Source organism: Arthrobacter sp. MMS24-S77, assembly GCF_054888235.1.
Map to the genome: position 1 here is coordinate 23,687 of NZ_JBTZRN010000001.1, position 21,124 is coordinate 44,810.

At 64.3% G+C, this 21,124-nt stretch carries 21 protein-coding genes and 1 tRNA gene; 13 read left to right on the forward strand and 9 right to left on the reverse strand.

The window, feature by feature from the left end; genetic code table 11:
* The first annotated feature begins 782 nt into the window (after positions 1–782).
* On the forward strand, positions 783–2,396 hold the full coding sequence (locus ACX5I4_RS00105) for a peptide chain release factor 3 (protein ID WP_461834864.1): 1,614 nt from the start codon (positions 783–785) through the stop codon (positions 2,394–2,396).
* Positions 2,397–2,528: 132 nt separating this feature from the next.
* Here the strand turns inward: ACX5I4_RS00105 and ACX5I4_RS00110 are convergent, their stop codons facing one another.
* The 3 genes from ACX5I4_RS00110 to ACX5I4_RS00120 all read right to left on the reverse strand — a co-directional run bounded on the left by ACX5I4_RS00110 (position 2,529) and on the right by ACX5I4_RS00120 (position 4,102).
* Positions 2,529–3,152, reverse strand: coding sequence for a Pr6Pr family membrane protein (locus ACX5I4_RS00110; protein ID WP_461834865.1), 624 nt, complete (start codon positions 3,150–3,152; stop codon positions 2,529–2,531).
* A 250-nt stretch (positions 3,153–3,402) separates the two neighbouring features.
* A complete protein-coding gene (locus ACX5I4_RS00115) occupies positions 3,403–3,819 on the reverse strand; it encodes a YybH family protein (protein WP_461834866.1) in 417 nt (138 codons plus the stop codon).
* Positions 3,820–3,856: 37 nt separating this feature from the next.
* Entirely contained in the window at positions 3,857–4,102 is a 246-nt protein-coding gene (locus tag ACX5I4_RS00120; protein WP_461834867.1) for a hypothetical protein, read from the reverse strand.
* A 130-nt stretch (positions 4,103–4,232) separates the two neighbouring features.
* On the opposite strand from ACX5I4_RS00120, the gene ACX5I4_RS00125 reads away from it, so the two are divergent.
* The gene (locus tag ACX5I4_RS00125; protein ID WP_461834868.1) at positions 4,233–5,102 is read left to right on the forward strand and encodes a MerR family transcriptional regulator; all 870 of its coding nucleotides are present in this window, start codon (positions 4,233–4,235) and stop codon (positions 5,100–5,102) included.
* Positions 5,103–5,182: 80 nt separating this feature from the next.
* Here the strand turns inward: ACX5I4_RS00125 and radA are convergent, their stop codons facing one another.
* Positions 5,183–6,556: a DNA repair protein RadA gene (gene radA, locus ACX5I4_RS00130; protein ID WP_461834869.1), complete on the reverse strand. Its 1,374-nt coding sequence runs from the start codon at positions 6,554–6,556 to the stop codon at positions 5,183–5,185.
* Between the two features lie 41 nt (positions 6,557–6,597).
* Positions 6,598–7,611: an FUSC family protein gene (locus tag ACX5I4_RS00135; RefSeq protein ID WP_461834870.1), complete on the reverse strand. Its 1,014-nt coding sequence runs from the start codon at positions 7,609–7,611 to the stop codon at positions 6,598–6,600.
* A gap of 396 nt (positions 7,612–8,007) precedes the next feature.
* Here ACX5I4_RS00135 and pstS point away from each other — a divergent pair, with 396 nt between their 5' ends.
* The 4 genes from pstS (at position 8,008) to pstB (ending at position 12,135) form a co-directional block, all read left to right on the forward strand.
* A complete protein-coding gene (pstS, locus tag ACX5I4_RS00140; RefSeq protein WP_461834871.1) occupies positions 8,008–9,126 on the forward strand; it encodes a phosphate ABC transporter substrate-binding protein PstS in 1,119 nt (372 codons plus the stop codon).
* Between the two features lie 139 nt (positions 9,127–9,265).
* The gene (gene pstC / locus ACX5I4_RS00145; RefSeq protein WP_461834872.1) at positions 9,266–10,198 is read left to right on the forward strand and encodes a phosphate ABC transporter permease subunit PstC; all 933 of its coding nucleotides are present in this window, start codon (positions 9,266–9,268) and stop codon (positions 10,196–10,198) included.
* Complete coding sequence (pstA, locus tag ACX5I4_RS00150) at positions 10,198–11,307, forward strand: phosphate ABC transporter permease PstA (protein ID WP_461834873.1); 1,110 nt, start codon at positions 10,198–10,200, stop codon at positions 11,305–11,307. The genes pstC and pstA overlap by 1 nt, the downstream gene beginning before the upstream one ends.
* Positions 11,308–11,355: 48 nt before the next feature.
* Complete coding sequence (gene pstB / locus ACX5I4_RS00155) at positions 11,356–12,135, forward strand: phosphate ABC transporter ATP-binding protein PstB (protein ID WP_184740670.1); 780 nt, start codon at positions 11,356–11,358, stop codon at positions 12,133–12,135.
* An 85-nt stretch (positions 12,136–12,220) separates the two neighbouring features.
* On the opposite strand, the gene ACX5I4_RS00160 is transcribed toward pstB, so the two are convergent.
* The 3 genes from ACX5I4_RS00160 to ACX5I4_RS00170 form a co-directional block, all read right to left on the reverse strand.
* Positions 12,221–13,234 carry an inorganic phosphate transporter gene (locus tag ACX5I4_RS00160; RefSeq protein ID WP_461834874.1) on the reverse strand — a complete coding sequence of 338 codons (1,014 nt, stop codon included), beginning with the start codon at positions 13,232–13,234 and terminating at the stop codon, positions 12,221–12,223.
* Position 13,235: 1 nt separating this feature from the next.
* The gene (locus tag ACX5I4_RS00165) at positions 13,236–13,853 is read right to left on the reverse strand and encodes a DUF47 domain-containing protein (protein WP_265980650.1); all 618 of its coding nucleotides are present in this window, start codon (positions 13,851–13,853) and stop codon (positions 13,236–13,238) included.
* 238 nt (positions 13,854–14,091) lie between these two features.
* Positions 14,092–14,751 carry a hypothetical protein gene (locus ACX5I4_RS00170; RefSeq protein WP_461834875.1) on the reverse strand — a complete coding sequence of 220 codons (660 nt, stop codon included), beginning with the start codon at positions 14,749–14,751 and terminating at the stop codon, positions 14,092–14,094.
* Between the two features lie 230 nt (positions 14,752–14,981).
* On the opposite strand from ACX5I4_RS00170, the gene ACX5I4_RS00175 reads away from it, so the two are divergent.
* Positions 14,982–15,054: transfer RNA gene (locus tag ACX5I4_RS00175), tRNA-Lys, on the forward strand.
* Between the two features lie 35 nt (positions 15,055–15,089).
* On the opposite strand, the gene ACX5I4_RS00180 is transcribed toward ACX5I4_RS00175, so the two are convergent.
* Complete coding sequence (locus ACX5I4_RS00180; RefSeq protein WP_461834876.1) at positions 15,090–16,079, reverse strand: CoA transferase; 990 nt, start codon at positions 16,077–16,079, stop codon at positions 15,090–15,092.
* A 401-nt stretch (positions 16,080–16,480) separates the two neighbouring features.
* Between ACX5I4_RS00180 and ACX5I4_RS00185 the strand changes: the two genes are divergently transcribed.
* The 6 genes from ACX5I4_RS00185 (at position 16,481) to ACX5I4_RS00210 (ending at position 21,119) form a co-directional block, all read left to right on the forward strand.
* Positions 16,481–17,089, forward strand: a complete 609-nt coding sequence (locus ACX5I4_RS00185; protein WP_461834877.1) for a DedA family protein — start codon at positions 16,481–16,483, stop codon at positions 17,087–17,089.
* Between the two features lie 202 nt (positions 17,090–17,291).
* Positions 17,292–17,594 carry an urease subunit gamma gene (locus ACX5I4_RS00190; RefSeq protein WP_461834878.1) on the forward strand — a complete coding sequence of 101 codons (303 nt, stop codon included), beginning with the start codon at positions 17,292–17,294 and terminating at the stop codon, positions 17,592–17,594.
* 9 nt (positions 17,595–17,603) lie between these two features.
* Positions 17,604–17,990 (forward strand): urease subunit beta, encoded by a 387-nt coding sequence (locus ACX5I4_RS00195; protein ID WP_461834879.1) that lies wholly within the window; start codon positions 17,604–17,606, stop codon positions 17,988–17,990.
* On the forward strand, positions 17,987–19,771 hold the full coding sequence (gene ureC, locus ACX5I4_RS00200) for an urease subunit alpha (RefSeq protein ID WP_461834880.1): 1,785 nt from the start codon (positions 17,987–17,989) through the stop codon (positions 19,769–19,771). The genes ACX5I4_RS00195 and ureC overlap by 4 nt, the downstream gene beginning before the upstream one ends.
* A 16-nt stretch (positions 19,772–19,787) precedes the next feature.
* Entirely contained in the window at positions 19,788–20,267 is a 480-nt protein-coding gene (ureE, locus tag ACX5I4_RS00205; protein WP_461834881.1) for an urease accessory protein UreE, read from the forward strand.
* A gap of 183 nt (positions 20,268–20,450) precedes the next feature.
* A complete protein-coding gene (locus tag ACX5I4_RS00210) occupies positions 20,451–21,119 on the forward strand; it encodes an urease accessory protein UreF (RefSeq protein ID WP_461834882.1) in 669 nt (222 codons plus the stop codon).
* Positions 21,120–21,124: the final 5 nt, after the last annotated feature.

Below are 21,124 nucleotides of genomic sequence, written 5' to 3' on the forward strand. Positions count from 1 at the left end.
TTTCAGCAGTGAGCCGGCAGGATCAAAGTACTAGGTTTCCCGCAAGCTCAATGATAGAGGTATAGACCGGCAAGAACCGCACAGGCAAGCCTTAAAGTGCCCCAAAGAAGGTTATGTGGCGGGTGCTTCGAAACGCGTTCGACGGCGGCCGCCAGACCGCCACTTTGTCCTCTGTCCCCGGGACTTCAGGGAGCCGTTCGAAGTCGCGCGAGTCGCTCAAGGTCGCGCCGCACACTCAGTAGCGCCGCTTCGCGGGCCGGGCCCCTTCCGGCATCCGGGTGTACCTGCCTGGCAGGAACCGGGGTTCCACTTGGAGGATCGTCCGGGCGGTGTCCCGGCCGGCTTCTGGCCGTAGCGGTGCTCGTAGTGGCGCCCGTAGCTGTGCTCGGACCGGAGGAGGGTCCGAAGGGATCGTAGAACAAGTCATTCCCTGGTTTCATTGATGCCTTGTCCTTTCGTGCCATCGCCGGCCTGATCGATTGTTTTCCTCGCGGGTACGTCTCCGCGGCCCTGATGAGCCGGGACCGCCGTCAATTCAAGCTATCGGCTGGTGATTTCGGTAGTTTGTGCACCTCGTTTCGATCCTGTTAAACGCCCCTTCCAGGGCTGCCTTCGGCTAGGTCCGCGGGCTGGGATAAACTTGGTATCTTGGCTGGCGCATCATCGTGCCGCTCCCTGAGTTGGCCCCCGGCCGGCGCAGGGCCCGTATCCAGCCTCCATTCCACGTTTGGCCCGTCATTCCTCAGCGCGGGCAACGCCCAGATCGCAGCGAAAGTAGCACCGTGTCCCAAGAAGTCCTGAGCCCCGCCCGAGTCCAGGCAATTCACCATGAGGCCTCCCGGCGTCGGACTTTCGCGGTCATTTCGCACCCTGACGCCGGTAAGTCGACGCTCACGGAAGCCCTCGCCCTGCACGCCAAAGTCATCGGCACCGCAGGTGCGTCGAGTGGCAAGGCCAACCGCAAGGAAACTGTTTCCGACTGGATGCAGATGGAGAAGGACCGCGGAATTTCCATCAGCTCCGCGGCCTTGCAGTTCTCCTACCGGGACACCGTGATCAACTTGCTGGACACCCCGGGCCACGCCGACTTCTCCGAGGACACCTACCGCGTCTTGGCCGCCGTCGACTGCGCAGTGATGCTGGTGGATGCTGCGAAGGGCCTGGAAACGCAGACCATGAAGCTCTTTGAAGTCTGCAAGCAGCGGAACCTGCCCATCATCACCGTCATCAACAAATGGGACCGCCCGGGCATGGACGCCCTCGCGTTGATGGACGAGATCACGGAACGCACCGGACTCCAGCCCATGCCCTTGACCTGGGCGGTAGGCATTTCCGGCGACTTCCGCGGAGTCTGGGACTTGCGCAACGACCGCTTCGCACGGTTCGCGCGCAACAACGCCGGCGCCAACATCGCCATCACCGAGTACTTCACCCCGGAAGAGGCAGCCGAAACCCAGGGCAACAACTGGAGCGATGCCGTCGACGAGGCCGGACTGGTGATCGAATCAAACCTTGAATTCGACGTGGAGAGCTTCCACGCCGGAACGGCAACGCCCATTCTCTTCAGCTCGGCCGCTTTGAACTTCGGCGTCAAGGAAATCCTGGACGCCCTGGTGGACTTCGCCCCTCCCGCCGCGCCACGCCCGGACGTCGACGGCGAGGCCCGTTCCGTTGACGCTCCCTTCGCCGGGTTCGTCTTCAAAGTCCAGGCCGGCATGAACAAGGCCCACCGCGACCACGTCGCGTTCATCCGGGTGTGTTCCGGCGTGTTTGAGCGCGGCATGGTGGTTACTCAGACCCGCACCGGGAAGTCCTTCGCCACCAAGTACGCCCAGCAGGTGTTCGGACGTGAACGCGAAGTCATCGACGAGGCCTATCCCGGCGACGTTGTTGGCCTGGTCAACGCATCCTCACTGCGGGTGGGTGACAGCCTGTTCTTGGAGCAGCCGGTGGAATTCCCCGCCATACCGCTCTTTGCGCCCGAGCATTTCCAGGTGGCCAGGTCCCAGGACCCCAGCCGCTTCAAGCAGTTCCGCCGCGGCATCGAGCAACTTGAGCACGAAGGAGTCATCCAGGTGCTTCGCTCGGACGTCCGCGGCGATCAGGCACCTGTCCTCGCCGCCGTCGGGCCCATGCAGTTCGAAGTGGTGGAAGACCGCATGGCCCACGACTTCAACGCCCCAATGCGTTTGGAGCGACTTCCGTACTCGATGGCGAGGATCTCGACGGCGGAGGCCATGCCAGCGCTCGCAAACGTCCCTGGCGCCGAGGTGCTGCTGCGGTCCGACGGCGAATACCTGGCCTTGTTCAACGACGTCTGGGCGCTGCGCCGGATCGAGAAGAACCACCCGAACCTCACGTTGGTCCCGATCGGCACGCACAACCCCGCGAAATAGTCTTCCAAACGCGAAGCACTCCTCTGGACATGCCCCTCGTATGAGCTAAGGACTGGACATAATGCTGTTATGTCCAGTCCTTGGTTCGAAGAGGGGGCATGTCCCGTGGGGACCTGGGCTTGGGGCGGGCGTTCAGTAGCTCACTTGGCGTTCGAGCTTGTTTCCCAACCCCAGCATGGCGAGGCTCACCGCGAGGAATCCTACGGCGATCGCTACCGCAAAAACCGCCACTCCGCCCCAACCGCCCGCGCGCAGAGGGTCGATGAACCAGTAGGCGTACCAGTTCACGAATGAGCCCCGGACCAGGCTGTAGACGAGGTAGGCAACCGGGTAGAGCAGCCAGTACCAGAGGTGCTTGACGGTCAGCCTCGAGCGCGGAGGCTGGAACAGCCAATCGGCAACCATGACAACCGGCATGAGGTAGTGGACTATGAAGTTGACCCAGGGGAGCAAGGAGCCGAGGTCTTGTCCTGCGAGGAGTGCGCCGAAGACGAGTCCCACAACGGCCATGGCGATCGTTGCAGTGCCCCGCGTGGCGTCGTCGAGTTCGCTGGGCCGCTTGCCAACCATCACGCGGTAGCCGCTGATCAACAGCACCACCGACGCGAAGATGTTGGACAGGTTGGTGAAGTAGCTGAAGAAGTTCCACGGATCAAAGCCCAGGCCGATGTGGACCGTGAGCTGCGTCCCGACGGCTACAAGGGTCAGGAGGGCAAAGAAGAGGCGTCCCCCAACGAGCACATTTCTTTTGGTCATGGAGACAATCTTCCGGTGGCCACGGCTAACTCACGCGCCCGACACTCCGAGCCATGCTGTCAGCTGCCAGCCAGCGTGATCCACGCAGAATTCCCTTGGACATGTCCCTCCCTTGGACTTACGGAGCTTCGTCCTGCCTGAGATCGGTCGACCTCTTGAGACCCGGGACCGCTGGGAGCCCGTCAAGCTACTGGGCCCGCACGGGAAGCCAGGTGAGCCGGCCGCGGCCGGTCGCGTCGCATATCGGGCCCTACACGGTGGTGATCTTGCCGTCCCACGCGCCGCCGGCCGGGACTGAGGCGTGCTGGTGGATCAGTTCCCAGCCGTTCTCACGCCGCTCGAAGCAGTCGGTCTGCCGGGCCATGACGTGCTTGGTGGAGCCGTTCTTGAGCACGATGTTCGTGCTCTGCACCGTGCAGACGATGCCCATGTCCCCGTTGACCTTCGCGGCCAGTTCGAGGATCTCGACGTTACAGGACTCGAAGTTGGCGAAGGTGTCGTCGAACAGCTTGCGAGCCGGGAGGACGCCCCTGGACGCGAACGGGGGGATGTCGAACCACAGCACGTCGGACGCCCAGTGCCGGGTGCTCTGCGCACCGGTCATCGACGCCGCCATCTCGCGGACGATGGCGATGATGGCTTCCTTGTCCTGCTCGGTCGTCGTCATGACTTTGCTCCCTTCATCTCGCGGCCCTGATCGGCCGCTACGGACAACCCTGCGGCGTGCCGTCAGGGGAGGTGCAAGACCCAGCCCCGCGACGAGATCTCCCCTCAGGGGAGTCCGACATCACCAGGAGGCTGGTCATGTCGTAGGTACCGTCATAGCGCGCGTCGTTGACGTAGGCGTCCTCGGCGAAGGTGGCGACCATCCGGTCTAGGTCGAAGGCGTTGACCGCCGCCAGGTACTCGGCGACGACGGGCGGCAGGGTGGTGCTCGTGGGCGCGGTCATAGTTTCGGCTCCCTTAAGCCGGCGGCCCGGTCGACCGCTTGCAAGCAGGCTCGGGCGTGCCCCGACGAGAGGTGCAAGACCCGCGCACGCCCGTGTATCTCCCTTTGGGGGAGGTGGCATAGTGGCAGGCATGGACGCGACACTGCCGATCGGGGACTTCGCAAGGGCCACGCACCTGAGCGTGAAGACGCTGCGCTACTACCACCAGGTGGGCCTGCTGGAACCGGACGAGGTGGACCGGCACACCGGCCACCGGTACTACACCACCGCGCAGATCCCGACCGCGCAGATCATCCGCCGCTTCCGCGCCCTGGACATGCCGGTCGAGCAGATCGCCAAGGTGCTGGCCGCCCCCGACCTCGACACCCGCAACGCCCTGCTGGCCGCGCACCTGAACCAGATGGAGCGGGAGTTGGCGCGCAGCCAGTCTGCGGTCGCCTCGCTGCGCGACCTGGTTACCCGCCCGCCGGGCGGCACCCGGGCCGAGATCGGGCGCCGGAGCGTTCCGGCCACGCCGGCGGCTGCGATCACCGAGACCGTTGACGTCGCCGAGGCGTTGACCTGGTACCAGGGTGCGCTCGGTGAGATCTACGCGACGCTCGACGCCCAGGGCCTGGCCGCCGACGCGCCGGCTGGCGGGATCTTCAGTACAGACCTGTTCACCCACGGGCGCGGACCGGCGACGATCTTCGTGCCTTGCGCCGGACCGCTGCGCCCCATGGGGCGGGTCGACGCGCTGGTCATCCCGGCGGTCGAGTTGGCGACGATTGTGCACCGCGGCCCGCATACGAATATCGACCTGGCTTACGGAGCCCTCGGCACGTACGTCGCTGAACATGCCCTCGCCGTGGACGGCCCGATCCGCGAGTACTACCCCGTCGGGCGCCACGAGAGCGCAGAGGCGGCCGAGTGGCGCACCGAGATCTGCTGGCCGATCTTCCACACCGGACCGTCGCCCGACGAACCCGCAGCGCGCACACACGAAGGCGGCGATGGGTAGAGGACGCAGATGGCACTCGGAACCTGCGGCGCTGAACGCGCCGACACCGGCGATAGCGAAACTCCTATGCGGTCACGGCGCTACGTGATCAGCAACTCCAAAGCCTCGGCCAGATGTCCCACCTCGCGGACCGAGAACCCATCCGGGATGGGGCCCGGTCCGTTGGGACTCGCGGGCACCACGGCATGCGTGAAACCGAGCCGCTGGGCCTCGTGGATGCGCTGGTTGATCCCGGGAACAGGACGGACTTCTCCGGCAAGGCCAACCTCGCCGAAGGCAATCAGCCGCTGCGGCAGCGCCTTGCGGGCCTTTGCCGAGGCCACGGCAAGCGCCACCGCGAGGTCGGTGGCAGGTTCGCTCAATTTCACCCCTCCAACCGTGGCAACGTAGGAATCGTCCTTGTGGAGGATGCACCCGGCCCGCTGTTGGAGCACGGCCAGGAGCATGGACACGCGCGAGCTGTCCAGGCCGCTGGTGGCCCGGCGCGGCTGGGAGCTGGCACTTTCGGCCAGGAGCGATTGCACCTCGGCCAGCAGTGGCCGGCGGCCCTCCATGGTCACGGTGATGCAGGTGCCGGAGACGGGCTCGCGTGTCCGGGAAACAAAGAGGCCACTGGGATCGGCGAGGCCCTCGATGCCGGCCTCATTCAGGTCGAAGCAGCCGACGTCGTCCGTGGCCCCATAGCGGTTCTTCACCGCGCGCAACAAGCGGAGCCGGGAATGGCGCTCGCCTTCGAATTGGCACACAACGTCCACCAAATGCTCCAAAAGGCGCGGACCTGCTATGGAGCCGTCTTTCGTCACATGGCCCACCAAGATGGTGGTCATGTTCCGGCGCTTGGCGGCGGCGATGATGGACGCGGCCACTTCCCGGACCTGTGAAACGCCGCCCGCGCTGCCTTCGACATCGGCGCTGCTGAGGGTCTGCACTGAGTCCACGATCAGCAGCTTCGGCTCAACCTTCTCCACTTGCCCGAGTGCCTGCCCCAGATCCGTTTCCGCGGAGAGATAAAGGTTGTGCGCGACGGCGTCGATCCGCTCCGCGCGGAGTTTGACCTGCGCCGCCGATTCCTCGCCCGTGACGTACAGGACGTCCTGCCCTGTGCGGGCGAACTTCGCCGCGACGTCCAGCAGCAGGGTGGATTTCCCGACTCCTGGTTCTCCGGCAAGCAGGATGACAGCACCGGGGACCAAGCCTCCGCCGAGGACACGGTCCAGTTCGTCGACGCCGGTGGGCAGGAACGCGGCCGTGGTGCCGTCTACCTCGGCAATGCGGCGTGCTGGCTCCAAAACTGTTGTTGCCGCCGTCGTACGCGCAACCGTGGCGCCGGTTTCCTCGACGGTACCCCACGCCTGGCACTCGCCACAGCGGCCCACCCACTTGACCGTGGTCCACCCACATTCGGCACATTTGTACGCGGGTGTCTTGGAAGTGCGTGAGGTCTTGGAAGCCATGCGTACAAGGCTAGTGGAGGGGTAGGACAGTCACGCGCCCCTCACTGCAAGGGAGGCAGCACGTCCCTTGCCTCGAGGGGGTCCATGCCGGCGGCTTCGAGCAAGTCCACCATGAGCGGGCGGAAGAGCATCACTACCGTTTCGCCCTCGAGTTTCTGGACGTGGAGCATTTTGGGATGCAGCCGGGTGGCAATGTCGGCCAGGTCCTGCCGGGCACCGCGCATATGGGCGCGGCGGGCGCCGTCGTGCACCTCCGCGAGGCCGAGAGATAATTCCTCGACGGCGGCGGAGGTCTCCTGCAGGACTTCGGAGATGCTGTCCGTTGCTTCGTCGGTGAGGGCGGCATGGTTGATGGCGCTGGTGAGCCTCCGGGCGAACACCCGGCTGTTGCGGAGGGCGAGATCGATGGAATCCAACGACTCCTCCAGCATGGTCAGCTCGTCGCGATGCCGGCGGTACGCGGGGGCGAGCGTCGCCACCTCACCGGACGCCTTGAGCGATTGGCGCATCCGGTCCACGAGCGGCTGGCAATTCCTGCCGCGGATGAGGGCGTGCCAGGCCTGGGTCGAATCGCTGTTGATCAAAGCGTCGGCACATTCGCGGAGGACCTCGGAGAGCTCGTGCAGGAGCTTGCGGACGTCCTGGCGGGGTTCACGGCGAGGATCCTTGGGGACCAGCATGGTGACCAGCAGGGCGAAAACCCCACCGACCACGGCGTCGATGCTGCGTGTGAACGGCCCGCCTTCCGGTGCCGGCAGCAGGACCACCAGAAGTGACTGCAGGCCCAACTGCGTGGTGAAGATGGTGCCGCTGTCCAGGAAGCGGGCCAACAGGATGGAGAAAAGAAGTACGACGGCGGCCTGCGGGATCCCGGGGCCCAGCCAGTGCAGCAACAGATCGCCGATGACGATCCCGAGGGTGCAGCCAAGCCCGACTTCCATGACCCGGCGAAGCCGCGGATCCCGCGAGAAGCCGAGGGCGATCAGGGACGAGGTTGCGGCGAAAAGTGGTCCCTTGTGCCCCAGGATGTACTCAGCGAATGCGTAGGCGCCCACGGCACACACTGTCATCTGGATTGCCGGGACCAGCGAGTTCCGGCTGCGGACAAAGCCAGTGCGGAGGCGCGCCCGCAGGAATTTCTTGCTTGCTGAAAGTCCTTGGGGGCGGCCATGGCTCAAGTCTATTCAGGTGACTGCGTCGGGGTGTCGCGGGCAGAGCGCTCCCGAAGGTGAGGGACGTCACTTAATCCCTGACGCCGGGCAGAGCGCAAGGGCGGCGGGGCATATGTAAGCCAATGGTCCGCAGCCGTTCACCTTCCGTTCACTTTGGACCGCCGATCCCGTTACCTGCGGCTCCTACCGTCGATCAAGGTACAAACTCGTACGCAAATCTTTAGTTGGCCGACTTCTCCCTCGGCACGCATCAGATAATCCCTGGAAGGGGTACATCCAGTGAAGGCAACTCGCTTCGGCCGCAACGCGGCAATCGCGGTCCTCGCAGTCGGCGCCCTTGCGCTGACCGCTTGCGGTTCGGACAACGCAACCAACACGCCGGCAGCAACCCAGTCTGCCGCAGGCGTCAAGGTCACCGGCACACTGACCGGCATCGGCTCCTCGGCGCAGGGCGCCGCAATGGACGCCTGGAAGACCGCATTCGCTTCCGCCAACTCGGGCGCATCTGTACAGTACTCCCCGGATGGTTCCGGCGCAGGCCGCAAGGCAATCATCGACGGCTCGGCCCAGTTCGCCGGTTCCGACGCGTACCTGAGCGACGCTGAGCTGGCCAGCTCCAAGACCAAGTGCGGCACCGATGGCGCCATCAACATCCCGGTCTACATCTCCCCGATCGCGGTCGCGTTCAACCTTCCGAACATCAAGGAACTGAAGCTCGACGCCACCACGGTTGCGAAGATCTTCCGCGGCCAGATCACCAACTGGAACGATCCCGCCATCGCCGCCATGAACGCCGGCGTCACTCTTCCGGACCTCAAGGTCACCCCGGTGAACCGTTCCGATGACTCCGGCACCACGTCCAACTTCACCGACTACCTGGCTGCTGCTGCTCCCTCGGTCTGGACCGACAAGGCCGCTGGCGTTTGGCCTGCATCCCTGAAGGGCGAGAACGCCAAGGGCACCTCCGGCGTCGTCAAGACCGTCACCGACACCCCTGGTGCCGTGACCTACGCTGACGACTCCGCAGTCTCCGGCAAGCTCGGCACCGCCCAGATCAAGGTTGGCTCGGACTTCGTCAAGATCTCTGCCGACGCTGCCGCCAAGGCTGTTGAACTCGGCAAGCCCGTTGCTGGCCGCGCCGCCAACGACCTCTCCATCAAGCTTGACCGCACCACCACCGCTACCGGCGTCTACCCGGTTGTCCTGGTTTCCTACCACGTCGTCTGCACCAGCTACGACAAGAAGGAAACCGCTGACCTGGTCAAGGCATTCGAGAGCTACGTAGTTTCCGACGCCGGCCAGCAGGCTGCCGCCGGCGCTGCCAAGTCCGCACCGCTCTCCAAGGCGCTGCAGGACAAGGCAAAGACCGCTGTTGACTCCATCAAGGCCAAGGCCTAAGGACCACAATGGAGTAGTGGCCCCGCGGACCGCGGCGCCACTACCCTGAATACCGACGTTCCCTGTCCCGCGCTGGTGAAACATCACCGGGCGGGGCGGGGAACTTGGCCATTCTTGAACGAATCTGAAGGATCGTGAAGTGACCACCAACTCCTTGACCACTTCCCAAGGTGCCGGACGCGCCGGGGACAAGGTCTTCTCCGGAGCCACCATGGCCGCGGGATGCCTGATCCTCGTGGTCCTCTTCGGCGTCGCACTTTTCCTTGTAGTCCAGGCCATTCCGGCGCTTGTGGCACCGCCAGCGGAGATCCAGGGCGGCCACGGCTTCTTCGCCTACATTTGGCCGATCGTGCTGGGTACGCTGATTGCCGCGGTCATTGCGCTTGTGATTGCTACCCCGGTTGCCATCGGCGTCGCCTTGTTCATCTCGCATTACGCGCCCCGCAGGCTCGCCTCGGGCCTGGGCTACGTGGTGGACCTCCTGGCGGCCATCCCCTCCGTGGTCTACGGCGCGTGGGGCGCCGCCTTCCTTGCCCCGCAGATTTCGCCCGCCTACAACTGGCTGGCCACCAACTTGGGCTGGTTGCCGATTTTCCAAGGGCCGGCGTCAGCTACCGGCAAGACCATCCTGACCGCAGGCATCGTCCTCTCCGTCATGGTCCTGCCGATCATCACGTCCCTGTCGCGTGAAATCTTCCTGCAGACCCCGAAGCTCCACGAGGAAGCCGCGCTGGCCCTCGGTGCGACTCGTTGGGAAATGATCAAGATGGCAGTCCTGCCGTTCGGCCGTCCGGGCATCGTCAGCGCCATCATGCTGGGCCTCGGCCGCGCACTCGGCGAGACCATGGCTGTAGCGCTGGTGCTGTCCTCCGGCGTTTTGACCGCGAGCCTGATCCAGTCCGGCAACCAGACCATCGCCGCGGAAATTGCCTTGAACTTCCCTGAAGCCAGCGGTGTCAAGGTCAATACGTTGATCGCTGCCGGCTTGGTATTGTTCGTCATCACCCTGGGTGTCAACATGATTGCACGCTGGATCATCACCAGGCACAAAGAATTCTCGGGAGCCAACTAATGACTGTCACAGCCCCCGTGGCGCGCAAACGCTCGGCCCTCACCAAAGGCCAGTTGCCCGCCTTTGCGCCGTACATCGTCCTGGCCGTCGCCTTGGTCCTCGGCGCAGCAATCCTTGCACTGATCGGCTTCAACGCCTTCGGCTGGGGCCTCGTCTCCGCCATCCTCTTCACGATCGGGCTGGTCGGCTGGAGCGCCGCCGTAGAAGGCGGACGCAAGGCGAGCGACAAGCTTGCCACGTGCCTGATTGTGGGCTCATTCCTTGTCGCCCTGCTCCCGCTGATCTCGGTAATCTGGACCGTCCTGGTGAATGGAATCCCAGGAATCATCACGCCGGGCTTCCTGACGACATCCATGAATGGCGTCACAGGCGCCTTCGACAACAAGAGCGTCGAAGAAGGCACCAAGGTCCTCGGCGGTGTCTACCACGCGCTCATGGGTACCGTGCAAATCACCCTGCTGGCCACTGTCATCTCCGTGCCGGTGGGCCTGCTGACCGCAATCTACCTCGTGGAGTACGGTAACGACCGGGCCCTCGCCCGTGCCATCACGTTCTTCGTCGATGTCATGACGGGTATCCCCTCGATCGTGGCGGGTCTTTTTGCCGCGGCCTTCTTCTTCGTAGTGGTGGGCCCGGGCACCAAAACGGGTGCGGTTGCCGCCGTCGCGCTCTCAGTCCTGATGATCCCCGTGGTGGTTCGTTCCAGCGAGGAAATGCTCAAGATCGTCCCGAATGAACTCCGTGAGGCGGCTTACGCTCTGGGCGTCCGCAAGTGGCGCACCATCGTCAAGGTGGTCATCCCCACGGCGATTTCCGGCATCGCGTCCGGCGTCACCCTGGCGATCGCCCGCGTGATCGGCGAGACGGCACCAATCTTGGTCACCGCAGGCTTTGCCACCACCATCAACAACAACGTGTTCGGCGGCTGGATGGCCTCGTTGCCCACGTTCATCTATACGCAGATCCTGAACCCGACCTCGCCGTCCAACCCGGACCCGTCGAGCCAGCGGGCATGGGGTGCCGCGCTGGTCCTGATCATCCTGGTGATGCTCCTGAACCTCGGCGCGAGGCTGATCGCCCGGATCTTCGCTCCCAAGGCCGGCCGTTGAGCCACCAGGCCACCTGCAAACTTCCACCCACAGCACCGAAGGAACACCATGTCTAAGCGGATCGACGTCAAGGATCTGAACGTCTACTACGGCAGCTTCCTGGCCGTTGAAGGCGTCAACATCAACATCGAAGCCAAATCGGTCACGGCGTTCATCGGCCCGTCCGGTTGCGGCAAGTCCACCTTCCTGCGCACCCTGAACCGCATGCACGAGGTGCTGCCGGGCGCGCGCGTCGAAGGCGAAGTCTTGCTCGACGGCGACAACCTCTACGGTCCAGGCGTGGACCCGGTGACTGTCCGCACCCAGGTGGGCATGGTGTTCCAGCGCCCCAATCCGTTCCCCACGATGTCCATCCGAGACAACGTGCTGGCCGGCGTGAAGCTGAACAACAAGAAGATCAGCAAGGGTGCCGCCGACGCGCTCGTGGAGAAGTCCCTGCGTGGCGCCAACCTGTGGAACGAGGTCAAGGACCGCCTGGAGAAGCCGGGATCCGGACTCTCCGGCGGCCAGCAGCAGCGGCTCTGCATTGCCCGCGCCATCGCCGTGGAGCCGCAGGTCATCCTGATGGACGAGCCCTGCTCCGCACTGGACCCCATCTCCACCTTGGCCGTCGAAGACCTCATCAACGAGCTCAAGGACGAGTACACCGTGGTGATCGTGACCCACAACATGCAGCAGGCCGCGCGCGTTTCCGACAAGACAGCGTTCTTCAATATCGCCGGCACCGGCAAGCCGGGCAAGCTCATCGAGTTCGCGGACACCACCACCATCTTCAACAACCCGTCCCAGAAGGCCACGGAAGACTACGTCTCCGGCCGGTTTGGGTAGCCGTTAGAAAAGCCCGACGGCGACCGTCACCTTGGAAGGTGACTGCCGCCGTCGGGCTTTTGCGTACCTAAGCCGGGCTCGCTGGTCAGCGCGACAGCGGCGAGAGCGCCAGTCCAAGGACGAAGGCCACCGCGGCGGTAACGATCGGCGTCGCGACCCAGAACCACAGGATCCGCAGCACCATGCGACGGTTGGTGACCGAAAAGTTCTGGTTGGTTCCGGCTCCCAGCACTGCCGACGTCACAGTGTGTGTGGTGGACAGCGGCAAATGGAGCCCGATGGCGCCGACGAACAGCATGAGCGAGGTCAGGGTCTGGGCGACGAATCCCCGCAACGGGTCCACCCTGGTCAGCTTGTAACCCAAGGTGTAGGAGATGCGCCAGCCACCGCAAAGCGTCCCCGCGGTGAGCATGACAGCCGTCAGGAGGATGACCCAGAACGGGAGGTCGTCGTGGTCGGACACTCCTGCGGCAACAGCGCCCAGCAGTATCACGGCTACAGTTCGCTGCCCGTCCTGCAGCCCATGGCCGAATGCCACTGCGGCGGCCGAGACAGACTGGGCGTGGCGGAAACGGCCGTGCACAACATCGGGCTGGGTATAGCGCGCCGCCCAGGTGACGGGCCACACGAGAAGGTAGGCGCCAACGAAGGCGATCACGGGAGACAGCAGCAGCGGCACGACCACCTGCACCAGCAAAATATTGTCTACCCCGTTGATGCGGCCTCCTCCCATGATTGCGCTGGCAGCTCCAGCACCGGCCAGGCCTCCCACCAGGGCATGCGTCGACGAGAGAGGCACACCCCGCCACCAAGCGTAGATTCCCCAAAGGATGGCGCTGCACAGCCCCGCAGCGAGTACAGCTAGCCCACTCATGCCGGAGGGAAGAACCACCCACGACTGGCTGAAAATAAGGGCGAAACCGCCGCTGAGCAACACGCCGGCGAAGTTGAAAAGCGCCGCCAAAACCACGGCAACAGAAGGAGTGAGGGCGCGGGTCCGCACGGAGAGCGCGACGGCGGTGGAGACATCCCGGAAGCCGTTCAGGAACGCAAAACCAGCCGCCAGCGCCACCACGAGGGCGAAGAACGCGACCGTCATCTCATGCTTCCTTGACGATGATGCTGCCTACCTGGGTGGCGACGCGGCGCATGTCCTTGGTGACGTCCACCAGTTGGTTGGCAACGTCACGGTTCCTCGAAAACTGGGCCGACTTCATGTCTCGGAGCATCTCGGCCACCCAGGTCCGGTGGCTGCGTTCGGCACGCTTGGCCAGCCGGAGGACCTCGATCCAGTAGTCTTCGAGCTCGTCCAGATCGTCCAGTTGGCGCATGGCGTCAACCGTGAGTTCTGCCTGGCGACTGATGATCTCCAACTGGTCCGCCGCGCGCTTGGGCAGTCGGTCCAGCTTGTAGAGGGCCACGAGCTCACCAGCAGCGTCCAGCTTCTCCATCGCCTCGTTGAGGAAGCGGGAAAGGGCGTACATGTCCTCGCGGGGGAGCGGGTTCACAAAGCTCGTGCGCATGTGGGTCAGCAAGGCGAAATGCAGGTCCGTGGATTTCGCCTCGTGTTCGTGCATCTCTTCCACGAGCCGTTCGTGCTCCGCGACAGGGGCTCCGAAGATCTCAGAAAGCGTCCCTGTGGCCTCAAGAATCTGGCGAGCCATCTGCGAAAGCAACTGCAAACCGGCGGGTTCTTGAGGGAAGAGACGCAGCTTCATTTGGCTTCCGGTAGGCGAGGTGGACGGGGACTGAGCGGCGTCTTCGCCGAAGGGCATAAAAATGGTGCCGAACCGGATACGCCTCTCGGCGGTAGGCCGCTCGAAGCGGCTATAAGTTGAAGCCCGGGGGTTTCGCGGTTCGACACCAGTTTCAGTTTTCTACGTCCGCCGAGCTAAGTCAACATTGACAGCTGGCGTTCGGGGTGATTTCGGTGGCCCTTCACCGTGATGTTCCATGTTAATCCAGCTCGCCGAGGCGCCATGCGTTGGCCGCGTGCTCCAGGTCCTCGGCGGTCTTGACGAGCTGATGCGAGTTCCGGGTCAATTTGCTCGCGTGACCCTCATTGGAATGTTCTGCGCTGTCCGCCAGGGTGGCTTGGCCGAGCGCGACGACGCGGCAAAACGCAGCCGAGCGTTCCAGCGCGACGTCGAAATCGCCGTCGAACGCTCCCGAGAGGATGGCGTCCGCCATCTGCTTCATTTCGTCGGCTCCCGGCGGCTCCGCGGCTCCCGCCACAACGTGTGAAACCTGGGCGGTGTCCCGGCCAGCCTTGAAGTACACGGAGATCCGCTCGGAGTTCTGCATTGTGGCCGCGCGCAGTGCATAGAGCCGCCACAAAGCGCCGGGCAAGGACCGGGCCGGGCTCTCGGCCCACATCTCGGCGATCGCTTCGAGGCCTTGCTCGTCAGCGAGCTTCACGAGGCGCCGCGTGATCTTGGGATCGTCGCTATCGCGGCCGCGCCGCACGAGTGCCTGCGCCGCAAGGTGTGCGGCTTCGGACACGCGCGCGGGATCCGCTCCGCCGGCGAACGGCTCGAAGTCAATCGGCGCGAAGGGTTTCGGCTTGTGATGCCTGTTTGCCCCGCCGTACACAGGAGGTTCCGATTGTTCGCTCATGCCCCAACGCTACTCCTGTGCCTCCGCTCGTGCACTCTTGAATGGGGCTTGTTGCATGCCGTTGCGTTTCCCCCGTGTTTGGACCCGTGGGGTGCCGCGACACGCCGTAGTTGCCGCGCGTCGTCGTCGGGGTTTGGGCCAAAAGAGGTCACGACGGCGCGGGTGCTGCGCGTGTCAAAACGGCCTTGAGCTTGAGGTACAGTATTTATGGCTGTTTCTACAGTCGGCAGGGGCCTTTAGCTCAGTTGGTAGAGCATCGGACTTTTAATCCGTGGGTCGTGGGTTCGATCCCCACAGGGCCCACCCTAAAACCCCCGGAACCGCACGGTTCCGGGGGTTTACTTGTGCGTGACCCACATGGCCGGGTGACGGCCGAGCGGTCCGGCCTGCTGCGACCAGTGCGCGGGGACGCCGTCGATTCGCCCTGGAAGAGGCACGCGTCGCGCCGGCCCCCAGTCGGTGGTGGTTGCCATGAGTGCGAAGTCTTTCGGCGTAGGTACCGACAGGTGGCCGTTCGGCGGGGTCAGCGAGTACAACAACTTGGCCGTGCCGATGAGCGAGCCCTGGATGCGGGCCGTTACCGAATGGGTGAGGCGCCGGGTCAGGGCGCGGGCGACGGCCCCGGCCAATAGCCAGCCGGTCGCGTGGTCGAGAGCTTGAACGGGAAGCGGGGTCGGCTCCGCTTGGCCCGTCGCGGTGGCTCCGTCGTCGGCAATCCCGCAGCTCATCTGGACCAGGCTGTCGAACCCGCGGCGATTGCGCCAGGGGCCATCCCAGCCGTAGGCGTCCAGGCTTGCGATGATCAGGCCGGGGTTCACGGCGGTCAGGGCGTCGGCGTCGTAGCCCAAGCGTTTCAGGGCGTCGGCTCGCAGTCCTGTCACGAGCACATCGGCACCCGCGAGCAACTCCTCGAACTTCGCGCGGTCACTTGAGGCAGTGAGATCCAAGGCGGCGGTACGTTTGCCGAGCGTGGTCTCAGGCAGTAGCGACGGCACCTCGTCAAAGCCCGGCGGGTCGATCCGCAGGACGTCGGCACCGTAGCCGGCAAGGAACTTGGTGCACACAGGTCCTGCGATCACCCGCGTCAGGTCGAGTACGCGCACCCCGTCGAAGGGCAGTTGCCCGACGGCGTTCGGCGTGCGGACGTCGGATGAGCGGTGCTCGACGCCGGTCAGCGGCGGCGCGTCCTCGGTCGCCGCCCCCGCAGCCGAGGCGAGCCACTGGCCGCGGTTGTGCATGACAGCGGCGCATCCGCCCGCTTCCACGATCGCCGTCTCCAATTCCTCGGCACGCAACCCAGCCACCGCGGCCTGGCGATGGGGTCCCACAGCGGTGGCCGGCTCCAGCCGATGGGGGTGAACAGCCTCTCAGACGCGAACGCGGCGCACGACTCCCGACTGTCTACCGTCACCGCAGGCTGCCCTGACTCGCGGCGAGCAGCGAGAAACTGCGCTACGGCCACCGTTGCGGCGGCAACCGCCCCCGTCGCAAGTCCTGTCACGTCGAAAGCTGCCGGAAGGACCGCCCGTGGCCCTGTCGTGGTTAGCTGAGAGGGTGGCCAATCAGCATCATCGTCATCGGCGCCGATTGCGTGCCACACGCGGGAAGTCACATCAGCGAAGCTGTCGTTCACACTCACCATTCTCGGCGGGCCAACACGGAACGAGCAACGGCAGCCGGATCTGCCACCTCCTGCCCAAGTGCGGCTTCAACTGCCAAACTGTTCTTCATGCAGGCCCTTTTGGATGGACTCCTCAACACCAACCCGGTCCTGATCGGGTGCATAGTTTTCGCACTGGTCTTCGCCGAGGACGCGATCTTTGTGGGTTTTGTTATCCCCGGTGAAACGGCAGCGGTGGTCGGCGGGGTGATTGCGAGCCGCGGAATCTTTCCTTTGTGGCTCATGATCGCCATTGTGGTGACTGCCGCAATCACGGGCGACACCGTGGGCTACGAAATAGGCAAGCACTTCGGTCCCCGGGTAATGGCCCTGAAAATCCTGGACAAAAGGCGCGCCCAGCTGCAAAAGGCCGAAGACTTCCTCAAAGACAAGGGCGGCCTAGCCGTATTCCTTGGCCGGTTCACTGCCTTCTTCCGCGCAGTCATGCCCGCGCTCGCCGGGCTCAGCCGGATGCCCTACCGGCGCTTCGCGTTCTGGAACTTCAGCGGCGGCATCATCTGGGGGTCCTTGTTCGTGACTCTCGGCTTTGTCGCTGGAAACTCGTACGAGGAAGTGGCCCGCACCGTAGGCCGGGGTGCTGCAGCCGTGGTGGCGGTTGTTGCGGTGGCGATCCTGGTTGTGTGGCAAGTCCGGAAGCACCGGGCAAAGAAGGTTTAGGGAAGCGGTAGCGGAAATCTGACGGAAACCTCGTCGGCTTAGGCTGGTCACAATTTGTTCGGGAGGGGCGGTGAAGGGTCGAACTGGATATGTCTGACGTTTGGCGTTATAACCGTAGTAGCTGCCCCGACGTCCTCGGCTTTTCTGAGTCTTGAGTGATCTGATGTCCGCTTCTGCAGCACACAACTTTTAAGGAGAACCGATGCATCTATTGCCCCGTGAGCAGGAAAAGCTCATGATCGTGGTCGCGGCCGACCTCGCGCGCCGTCGGCAGTCCCGCGGGCTCAAACTCAACTTTCCCGAAGCCGTGGCGATCATCAGTTACGAACTGATTGAGGGCGCCCGTGACGGAAAAACCGTCGCGGAACTCATGAGCTACGGGGCAACGCTGCTTCGCCGTGAGGATGTCATGGACGGCGTGCCCGAGATGATCCATGACGTCCAAATTGAGGCCACCTTCCCTGACGGCACCAAACTCGTCACCGTCCACAACCCGATCCGCTAGGAGGCCATCATGATTCCCGGTGAGTACCGGCTCCAGGCAGAGCCCATTGAGTGCAACAGCGGACGCGAGGCAATCGCCGTCGAGGTGGTCAACCGCGGCGACCGCCCCGTCCAGGTGGGCTCGCACTACCACTTTGCCGAGGCGAACCCCGCGCTCGATTTTGACCGTCAGGCCGCCCACGGCCGCCGCCTGGACATCCCCGCAGGCACGGCCGCGCGCTTCGAACCCGGCGACTCCAAGACGGTCAAACTCGTGGCCCTTGCGGGCAGCCGCGAAGTCTACGGCCTGCGGAACGCCGTCAACGGATCGATTGATGCAGGAATCGGAGAGAACGACGGCGGCGTTGCCGCTGCCACCGAAGGGCCCGGAGCCAGCATGGAAGGGACAGCCCAGTGAGCTTTGAAATTTCGCGCAAGCAGTACGCAGACCTTTACGGTCCGACGACGGGCGACGCCATCCGCTTGGCGGACACCGAGCTATTCCTCGAGATCGAAAAGGACTACACGGTCTACGGTGAAGAAGTGGTGTTCGGCGGCGGCAAAGTGGTGCGCGACGGGATGGGCCAGAACGGCCAAGTGACCCGCGACGGCCGCCTGCCTGAATCCAACGCAGCTTCGGACCAGCCCCTTGACGTCCCGGACACCGTCATCTCCAACGTGGTGGTCCTCGACTACACAGGAATCTACAAGGCCGATGTGGCGCTCAAGGACGGGCACATCTTCAAGATCGGCAAGGCAGGGAACCCGCAGATCGCCGACGGCGTGGACATTGTGATCGGCGCCAGCACCGAGATGATCGCGGGCGAAGGCAAGATCCTCACTGCAGGTGGCGTGGACACCCATATCCACTTCATTTCTCCGGAGCAGGTCCCCACTGCCTTGTGCAGCGGAGTCACCACCATGGTGGGCGGTGGCACGGGACCGGCCGAAGGCACCAAGGCCACCACCATCACGCCCGGAAAATGGCACATTTCGCGGATGCTGCAAGCGGCGGAGGGGCTCCCGATCAACATCGGCCTCCTCGGCAAAGGCCACGCCTCGGCCATCGAGCCGCTCGCTGAACAGATCCGTGCAGGCGCAGTGGGCCTCAAAGTCCATGAGGACTGGGGTGCCACGACCTCGTCGATCGACATGTCCCTGCGCGTCGCTGACGAATACGATGTGCAGGTAGCCATCCACACGGACACCCTCAACGAGTGCGGATTCGTGGAGGACACCATCAAGGCTATCGACGGCCGGGTGATCCACACCTTCCACACCGAAGGCGCCGGCGGTGGGCACGCTCCGGACATCATCAAGATCGCCGGACTGCCCAATGTACTCCCGGCATCCACCAACCCGACGCTCCCGTACACGCGGAACACCATCGAAGAGCACCTGGACATGCTCATGGTGTGCCACCACCTCAACCCGGACATCCCGGAAGACGTGGCGTTCGCCGATTCCCGCATCCGGGCCGAAACCATCGCCGCCGAAGACGTGCTCCAGGACTTGGGCATCTTCTCGATGACGTCCTCGGATTCCCAGGCCATGGGCCGCGTGGGCGAAGTTGTCATCCGCACTTGGCAAGTGGCCGACGCCATGAAGCGGCAGCGGGGCGTCCTCAAGGACCCGTCAGGTGCAAGCCACGGTGCTGCAAACGGCTTGGGTGAGGAAAGCGACAACTTCAGGATCAAGCGCTACATCTCCAAATACACCATCAACCCGGCCATCGCGCAGGGCATGGCCGACTCGATTGGCTCCGTGGAGGTGGGCAAGTTCGCCGACCTCGTACTCTGGAATCCGGCCTTCTTCGGCGTGAAGCCCGAACTGGTCATCAAGGGCGGACAGATTGCCTACGCACTCATGGGCGATTCCAACGGCTCCATCCCCACCCCGCAGCCACGCACCATGCGCCCGATGTTCGCCACCCACGGCAGGGCGCTGCAGCAGTCCTCCATCACGTTCCTGTCCAAGGCGGCCATCGACGCCGGCGTCCCGGAAGAACTCGGCCTGCAACGCGTCATCCGGCCAGTGTCCGGCATCCGTAACCTGAGCAAAGCGGACCTCAAGTTCAACGCCGAGACGCCGGATATCGCCGTCGACCCCGAAACCTACAAGGTGACGGTCGACGGCGAAGACGTCACCTGCGAGCCCTCCGACGTGCTGCCCATGGCCCAGCGCTACTTCCTTTTCTAGATCGCAGGAGAAACACATGATCATCGAAAAGATCCTGGGCAATCTGCACGAACTGCCCAATCCCGAGCAATACGCCGGCCTCCACAAGGAGAAAGTTGTGTTGCCGAGCGCCCAACTGGTCAAACGCATCCAGCGCGTCACTACAGACCACGGGAAGGAGCTCGGCATCCGCCTTCCCGCCGGTTCCGGGGACCTGCGCGACGGCGACATCCTCGCCGTCGAAGACGCGAACCTCATCGTGGTGTCCGTGCTGCCGAGCGACGTCCTGGTCATCGCCGCGCGCAGCATCTACGAAATGGGCGTGGTGGCGCACTCCCTCGGCAACCGGCACTTGCAGGCCCAATTCTTCGACGCCGACTCCGAATACGGGGCCGAAGTCATGGTGTGCCAGTACGACCACACGGTGGAGGACTACCTCAAACACGTCGGTGTGCCGTACGACCGCCAGGAACGCGTAATGCCGGTGCCTTTCCGCCATGCTGAACACACGCACTGAGCCAATCCCGCGGGCTGGGGACGGGCACCGCCCCGGATTTGGGGCCGTGCCCGTCCCCAGCCGCTCCCAACCCTCGCAAGCTCGGGTCGGGGCCCTCGCGGCCGTGGGCCCTTCGCGGTGCCCTCCACACCGCGGCCCCCAAATCCGGGTCGGCTGCTTGTCATCTCGCCTTGAGGGGGTGGCATGAGTTCGTATCAGCTTGCACTTCAGCAGCTCACCGACTCGGCTCTTCCTACCGGGGCGTTTGCACACTCGCTCGGGTTTGAGACGTACATCGAGCGTGGGGTCGTGGCTGATGAAGGGAGTTTTGGCGTGTGGCTGTCTGCGTTTGTGGGGCAGTCGTTGACTTATTCCGATGGGTTGGCCATTCGGTTCCTTTATGAGGGGGCGGATCTGGGTGGGTTGGATGCTCATTTGAGTGCGCAGCTCTTGCCTCGGCAGTTGCGGGAAGCCAGTACCAAGATGGGCGGGCGGCTGATCGAGATCGGGACCGGAGTCTTTCCCTCGGCGGAGCTGGAGGCATACAGGGCGCTGGTGACCACAGGCCGTGCTGCCGGCCATCAGCCGCTCGCGTTCGCCGTCGTCGCGCGCTCGCTCGGCGTGCCGTTCGAAGAAGCGCTCGCCGCGTACCTTTTCGCGACGGTCACCTCCCTGACGCAAAACGCCGTGCGCGCCATCCCGCTCGGCCAGAACTCCGGGCAGCGGCTGCTGCGCAAGGCGCACGACGACGTCGCTGCCGCCGTCGAGCGGGTCCCGCACCTGACGCCGGACGACTTCGGGGCCGTGAGCCCCGGGCTGGAAATTTCGCAGATGCGGCACGAATGGCAACGTGCGCGCATGTTCATGAGCTAGAACCA